At 42.9% G+C, this 6,856-nt stretch carries 6 protein-coding genes; 1 reads left to right on the top strand and 5 read right to left on the bottom strand.

What is annotated here, in order from left to right:
• Positions 1–348 (top strand): hypothetical protein (locus tag CLV48_RS20685; RefSeq protein WP_211299983.1); only part of this gene is annotated, 348 nt, incomplete at its 5' end.
• Positions 349–1,734: 1,386 nt separating this feature from the next.
• Here the strand turns inward: CLV48_RS20685 and CLV48_RS20220 are convergent.
• From CLV48_RS20220 to CLV48_RS20200, 5 genes are all read right to left on the bottom strand, one after another.
• The gene (locus CLV48_RS20220) at positions 1,735–2,613 is read right to left on the bottom strand and encodes a PIG-L deacetylase family protein (RefSeq protein ID WP_106569114.1); all 879 of its coding nucleotides are present in this window, start codon (positions 2,611–2,613) and stop codon (positions 1,735–1,737) included.
• A gap of 141 nt (positions 2,614–2,754) precedes the next feature.
• Positions 2,755–4,233 carry an IMP dehydrogenase gene (gene guaB / locus CLV48_RS20215; protein ID WP_106569113.1) on the bottom strand — a complete coding sequence of 493 codons (1,479 nt, stop codon included), beginning with the start codon at positions 4,231–4,233 and terminating at the stop codon, positions 2,755–2,757.
• Between the two features lie 138 nt (positions 4,234–4,371).
• Positions 4,372–5,115 (bottom strand): hypothetical protein, encoded by a 744-nt coding sequence (locus CLV48_RS20210; RefSeq protein ID WP_106569112.1) that lies wholly within the window; start codon positions 5,113–5,115, stop codon positions 4,372–4,374.
• Entirely contained in the window at positions 5,112–5,552 is a 441-nt protein-coding gene (locus CLV48_RS20205; protein WP_106569111.1) for an ABA4-like family protein, read from the bottom strand. The genes CLV48_RS20210 and CLV48_RS20205 overlap by 4 nt, the downstream gene beginning before the upstream one ends.
• Positions 5,553–5,652: 100 nt before the next feature.
• Complete coding sequence (locus CLV48_RS20200) at positions 5,653–6,849, bottom strand: RsmB/NOP family class I SAM-dependent RNA methyltransferase (protein WP_106569110.1); 1,197 nt, start codon at positions 6,847–6,849, stop codon at positions 5,653–5,655.
• Between the last annotated feature and the right edge of the window lie 7 nt (positions 6,850–6,856).

The following is a 6,856-nucleotide window of genomic DNA, read 5'->3' as shown; positions in this document are numbered from 1 at the left end:
CAAGAAGCCTGTGCGCCCCTCGCGAAAACCCTTTGCGCTCTTTGCGGTAAAAACAAATCAGTCAATACCACAATATCCCCATTTATCCCGCTTTGCGGAACTAATTCAGCGGAAAAAACCAAGTCTTCAAGCAAAGATGATTGTACAAGCGAATTAAAAATCCGCATTATCACTTCTCGAAATTGCAAATTTCAAGAAGCCTCTGCGCCCCTCGCGAAAACCCTTGCGTCCTTTGCGGTAAAAACAAATCAGTCAATACCACAATATCCCCATTTATCCCGCTTTGCGGAACTAGTTCAGCGGAAAAAACCAAGTCTTCAAGCAAAGATGATTGTACAAGCGAATTAAAAATCCGCTGTATCACTTCTCGAAATTGCAAATTTTAATAAGCCTCTGCGCACTTAGCGGAAATACATTGCGTCCTTGGCGGAAAAAATGGTTCACGCAAAGACGCCAAGTGCGCCAATAGTTCTTCCGATCTTTTTTGTTACTTAATGTGGCTATTGTGAGTCATTTTAAATTGCCAGAAAGGCTCGAAGGTTTATTGTGGATAAAGAGCGACCCTGGCGAAAAACCTTGCGCTCTCTGCGGAAAAAACCAAGTTTCCAAGCTGAGTGATTTTACAATCGAATTGAAAATCCGCATTATCGCTTCTCGAAATTGCAAATTTCAAGAAGCCTGTGCGCCCCTCGCGAAAACCCTTTGCGCTCTTTGCGGTAAAAACAAATCAGTCAATACCACATTATCCCCATTTATCCCGCTTTGCGGAACTAGTTCAGCGGAAAAAACCAGGTTTTCAAGCAGAGATGATTGTACAAGCGAATTAAAAATCCGCAGTATCACTTCTCGAAATTGCAAATTTCAAGAAGCCTGTGCGCCCCTCGCGAAAACCCTTTGCGCTCTTTGCGGTAAAAATAAATCAGTCAATACCACATTATCCCCATTTATCCCGCTTTGAGGGACTAGTTCAGCGGAAAAAACCAGGTTTTCAAGCAGAGATGATTGTACAAGCGAATTAAAAATCCGCTGTATCACTTCTCGAAATTGCAAATTTCAAGAAGCCTGTGCGCCCTTAGCGAAAACCCTTTGCGCTCTTTGCGGTAAAAACAAATCAGTCAATACCACAATATCCCCATTTATCCCGCTTTGCGGAACGAGTTCAGCGGAAAAAACCAAGTTTTCAAGCAGAGATGATTGTACAAGCGAATTAAAAATCCGCTGTATCACTTCTCGAAATTGCAAATTTCAAGAAGCCTGTGCGCCCTTAGCGAAAACCCTTGCGTCCTTTGCGGTAAAAAAACAAATGAGTTATCGCCACAACATCCTCATTTATCCCCATTTAATCCGCTTTGCGGAACGAGTTCAGCGGTAAAAACCAAGTCTCCAAGCAGAGTGATTGTACAAGCGAATTAAAAATCCGCAGTATCACTTCTCGAAATTGCAAATTTCAAGAAGCCTGTGCGCCCCTCGCGAAAACCCTTTGCGCTCTTTGCGGTAAAAACAAATCAGTCAATACCACAATATCCCCATTTATCCCGCTTTGAGGGACAAGTTCAGCGGAAAAAACCAAGTTTTCAAGCAGAGATGATTGTACAAGCGAATTAAAAATCCGCTGTATCGCTTCTCGAAATTGCAAATTTCAAGAAGCCTCTGCGCCCTTAGCGGAAATACCTTGCGTCCTTGGCGGAAAAAAATGGTTCATGCAAAGACGAAAAGCCCCAATCGCAAGACTTGTCATTTTTTCAACATGGGAAAAAGCCTTCTGATTCCTTCATCACTGGGCTGGGTACCATATTCACAGATTTCAAAAAGTTCAACTTGTTTAGCTTGTGAGGATTTTTGGGATCCATACCATTTGTCCAGGCTGGCTTTGGCTGCATCAGTTACCTGTCCAAACCGTTTTGATTTCAGCCAGACTAATCTTTCCTCTTTGCCCTTTGGGACTTCCTCTTGGTACCTTCCTATCCAAGGAAGCCATTCGTAAAACTGGGATTCGTGGGCATCCATGGCATAGATTTTTTTATCAAAAACAGCCGTAACATCTACTGCTATATCTGCCCTGAATGGATAAGGCTTTTGGAAATTGTCCTGGAAATAAAGGAAAACAGGGTTTTTTTCAAGTGATTTAGTATCGGGTGCGATATTTGGAACTCCCACCATATAAGCGGCATCCTGCACCAAAATGGCAGTATAGCGGTGGTCGGGGTGATAGTCGTTGGGCCGATGGGAGATGACTACATCCGCATTCCAATCGCGGATTTTTCGTATGATTTCCAACCTTATGGGCAAGGTGGCCAGCAGTTCTCCATCATGATGGTCCAATACCTCATACTCAATCCCCAATCTTCTGCCTGCTTCCTTGGCTTCAGCGGTCCTTCTTTTTGCCAAGATACCGCCTCCCTGTTCCATATGGCCAGCATCCCCATTGGTTACAGAAATGAATTTTACCTGATGGCCCATTTCTGCAAAGAGGGCGGCCGTTCCCCCTCCTTTGATATCGCAGTCATCAGGATGGGCTCCGATCATGATGATTTTTAAGGATTGGCTCTGTGAAAAAGCACAATGAAATATCCCCAAAAGGAATAGAAGAGTAATGAAATGCCTTGGTTTCATGGTGGAAGATTAATGCCTGAATGGATGATTTTCCAATTTAGCAAAATTCCAATGTGGATAGATGATTTTTTATTGTAATTCAAAGACTTAATAAAAAAAGCGACGGGTTGCCCCGCCGCTTTCTATTAGGATTTATCCACATTACATCTTAGCAGAGTAGTTAGGAGCTTCTCTGGTTATACTTACATCGTGAGGATGGGATTCTTTGACACCCGCGGCGGTAATTTTCACAAATTTGCCATCTCGTTGTAAGTCTTCGATGGATTTGGTGCCACAGTAACCCATACCTGCCTGAAGTCCACCAACCAACTGGTAAAGTACTTCTGATACCAAGCCCTTGTATGCTACCCTTCCTACAATTCCCTCCGGAACAAGTTTTTTGATATTGTCTTCTGCATCCTGGAAGTATCTGTCTTTGGATCCGGATTCCATGGCTTCCAATGATCCCATACCTCTATAGGTTTTGAATTTTCTTCCTTCATAGATGATCACTTCTCCTGGAGCTTCTTCCGTTCCTGCCAAAAGTGACCCGATCATAATGGAGCTGGCACCTGCTGCAATCGCTTTGACCAAATCACCGGAGTAACGTATACCTCCATCTGCAATTACCGGAACGCCTGAGCCTCTCAATGCTTCTGCACATTCAAATACAGCAGACAATTGGGGTACGCCTACACCTGCAATCACCCTAGTCGTACATATACTACCTGGTCCTACACCCACTTTCACTGCATCTGCACCGGCTTCTTTCAATGCAATAGCTGCTTCAGGAGTAGCAATATTTCCCACGATCACATCCAGGTCAGGGAAAACCGCTTTGATTTTGCGGCAAGTTTCAATTACACCCTTGGAATGTCCGTGAGCTGTATCAATGGATACAACATCTACCCCTGCGTTTTTCAGGGCCTCTACCCTTTCGACTATATCTGCGGTTACCCCTACAGCAGCTCCAACTCGCAAGCGGCCATATTCATCTTTGCAGGCATGGGGTTTGTCTTTTCTTTTTAGTATATCCTTATATGTGATCAGCCCAGAAAGTTTATAATCTTCATCAACTATCGGAAGTTTTTCAATTTTGTATTCCTGAAGGATTTCTTCTGCCTGCTCCAGTGAAACACCAGCTTTAGCAGTGATCAAGCCTTCTACCGTCATGATGTCCTTGATCATGACATTTGGGTCTTTGATAAACCTTAGGTCTCTGTTGGTGATGATTCCCTTTAAAACCCTGTCACCATCCACAACCGGAATACCGCCTATATGGAATTCCCTCATGATCGCTTCGGCATCCTTTACCCTTGCATTGATATCAAGCGTAATTGGATCTAGGATCATGCCTGCCTGAGAACGCTTCACTTTTCTCACTTGGGCTGCTTGCTTCTCGATAGACATGTTTTTGTGAATAAAACCCAGTCCCCCTTCCAGAGCTATAGCAATGGCCAAATCAGCTTCCGTTACGGTATCCATAGCAGCAGATACCAAAGGAATATTGAGCCTGATGTTTTTGGTGAGTTGGGTGGAGGTGTTAGTGTCGCGTGGAAGGACTTCTGAGTATCCTGGGACAAGAAGCACATCGTCGTAGGTGAGTGCTTCGAAGAGGAATTTATCTGAATTTTTGTTCATGGCAAATAATGGTTAGGTTACCCTATTTGCCCGTCAAAGATACAAACATTTTCCCTTGCCAATCAAACTCAATTCAAAATAAATTTAAGTTTTCGCGATATTTCTTTGCTGACAACAAATAATATTTGGGATTAAAAGTCAGAGAAATACGATCCAGAGAGTAGTAGAAGCCAGGGAAATGAAGAATATTGAAAACAGCAACACAGGTCCACTGCTATCTTTTGCAAAGTACCACGCAAAAAGTGGAATAATTTGAAGGGCATGTAAACCCAGGAAATGGAAGATCCGCAAGTCAATGTATCCTTTGGCCCAGTTCAAAAAGAATATCCCTTCCTGCCCATCTGCTGCTCCCCAGGTATGTCCCAAATTGGCAGCCATTACAAAACCCTGAAGGCTGGCAATGCAAAAAATCAACATCCCGGATAAAATTCCCATTTTATAACCTTTTGGAAGATTTTTTTCCTTTCGAATCAATAGAAATGTCCAGAAAACCACGATTGTGTTGACAAAAATGGCAATACCCATGATATTGAACAGGATATTATTCAGCAGAGAACTGATATTGAAATGGGATAATTCAGCCCTGGCTGCCTGAGCAATAATGATCAACTGCTCGATTGTCATCATCAGAATAATGGTCCACTGGATTTTTTTGACTTGAGCTGCCCGGCCAATATATGCTAAAAACCATGCCATAGTCCAGGAAAACAGTCCTATAGATAATGCAAATTTCATGGGCTTGAACCATAAATTTGTTCCTAAAAGCGTTCTTCCATCAAAAAAGGAAAGGATCATTAAGAAAAAAAACACTGCAAAATTAATGAGGCCAAATCTCGCTAGTGCTTTGTTCCTTTTAAATATTTCCCCTATTAACTGCTTCATTGATAAGGACTTTGGTTCAACTGCTTAGTTTTGATGGCCCTGACTATGAAATAAATCAACAAGCCCACAGGTCCCATCATAAACGTAAACAATAGACAAGGGAGTACGGCCCACCTGTTAATGTCTTTTTCCCAAGCATCTTTGCTGATCCACATGCCCACGAAAAGATCGAAGGCGAGGTAATGTATCCATCCTGCCAAAAGGGCCTCATCTGACTGGAATGCTGCCCTTACTTTTGCCAGACTATCAAAATTGAAGTCTTCTGGACTTCCAAATCCTTGGTATAAATAAAATAGGTAGGTAAGTGCAAGGACGATTAACGTTCCTGAAAATAGGGTCTGATAGATCCATTTCCTTGGATAGAAGATAAAAAGTGCAATCCAGGAAAAAATGGCCAGAAGGCTAGCCATACCAAATACAGCTTCAAGCGTGGTCATAGTGAAGGGGTTTTTGTGTTTGATGAAAATTACACAAAAATCTCACTAATCAATAGCTTTTAGGTTGAGAATATTAGGTAGTATGCTTTAGGTTGAAGCTCTATCCCTCTTTTCTCTTTAGCTTGGCAATGTAAAAACCGTCAAATCCGCTTTCTTGGGCCAATACTTTTTGGTCTTCCAACAAGTCAAAGTCTTTGCCTTTTTCGGATGCCAGGAATTTTTCTATCTGAAACTGGTTCTCTGAAGGCAGAATACTACAGGTGGCATAGACCAATAATCCTCCCTGCTTGACCATAGAAGAATAATTTTGGAGAATTTCCTGCTGAATGTCCTGTACTTTTTGAATGGATTCCGGGCTCAGCTTCCATTTGGTGTCCGGGTTCCTTTTGAGAACTCCTAAACCTGAACAGGGGACATCCAGTAATACACGGTCTGCAGATCCCTTGAGCCTCTTAATGGTTTTGCTGTCTTCGATGACCTTTGGCTCTATGATACTGACCCCGTTTCTCCTTGCCCTTAATTTGGTGTTTTGTAATTTCCAGCCTTCCACGTCCATGGAGATAATGCGGCCTTTGTTTTTCATTAGTGCTGCAAGGTGAAGTGATTTTCCTCCTGCACCTGCACAGGCATCAATTACCCGCATGCCCGGTTCTACATCCAGGGCAGCTGCTACCAATTGAGAGGAAGCGTCCTGCACTTCAAAAAGGCCTTCCTTGAAGGCTGGGTGCTTGAAAATATTCTGTCTTTTGGCCAAAACCAAAGCATCTTTATAACCTTTGGGAGCGTAAGTATCTATACCATCTTCAGCCAATCGCTTCATGAGTTCCTCCCGGCTTACTTTCAGACTATTTACCCTAATGACCACATCAGCTTGTTGGTTGAGCGTATCAATTTCCCTGTCCCATTTTTCTCCCAAAAGTTCAGCCCCCATTTGGTCCAGCCAATCAGGGATAGATTGCTTTAATGCCCTAATGTCTTTTATTGCTTCATACTTTTGCTTAATTTTTCTAGGATTAAGCTCCTGAAATTCCCGCCAATCCGGAAGGACATTTCCCTGAAGCAGCCAATAGCTGCCAAATAAATGGTAGAGATCCTTGCTTGGGCTCACTTCATTGATTAGTCTCCACCAGCGAACCATTTCATATACTGATTCAGCCACAAATCCCCTATCCCTTGCTCCCCATTTGGGGTTAGATTTCAGGATTTTTTCTATGACCTTATCTGCATAGCGGTTTTTGTTGAAAATCTCATCTATGGCCTGAACCACGCCATTGACAGTGTTGGGAAATAATTTCATGCCGCAA

Origin of the sequence: Cecembia rubra (assembly GCF_003014575.1) — a bacterium.
Lineage (GTDB): Bacteria > Bacteroidota > Bacteroidia > Cytophagales > Cyclobacteriaceae > Cecembia_A > Cecembia_A rubra.
This window is presented reverse-complemented; position numbering and strand designations above follow the sequence as displayed.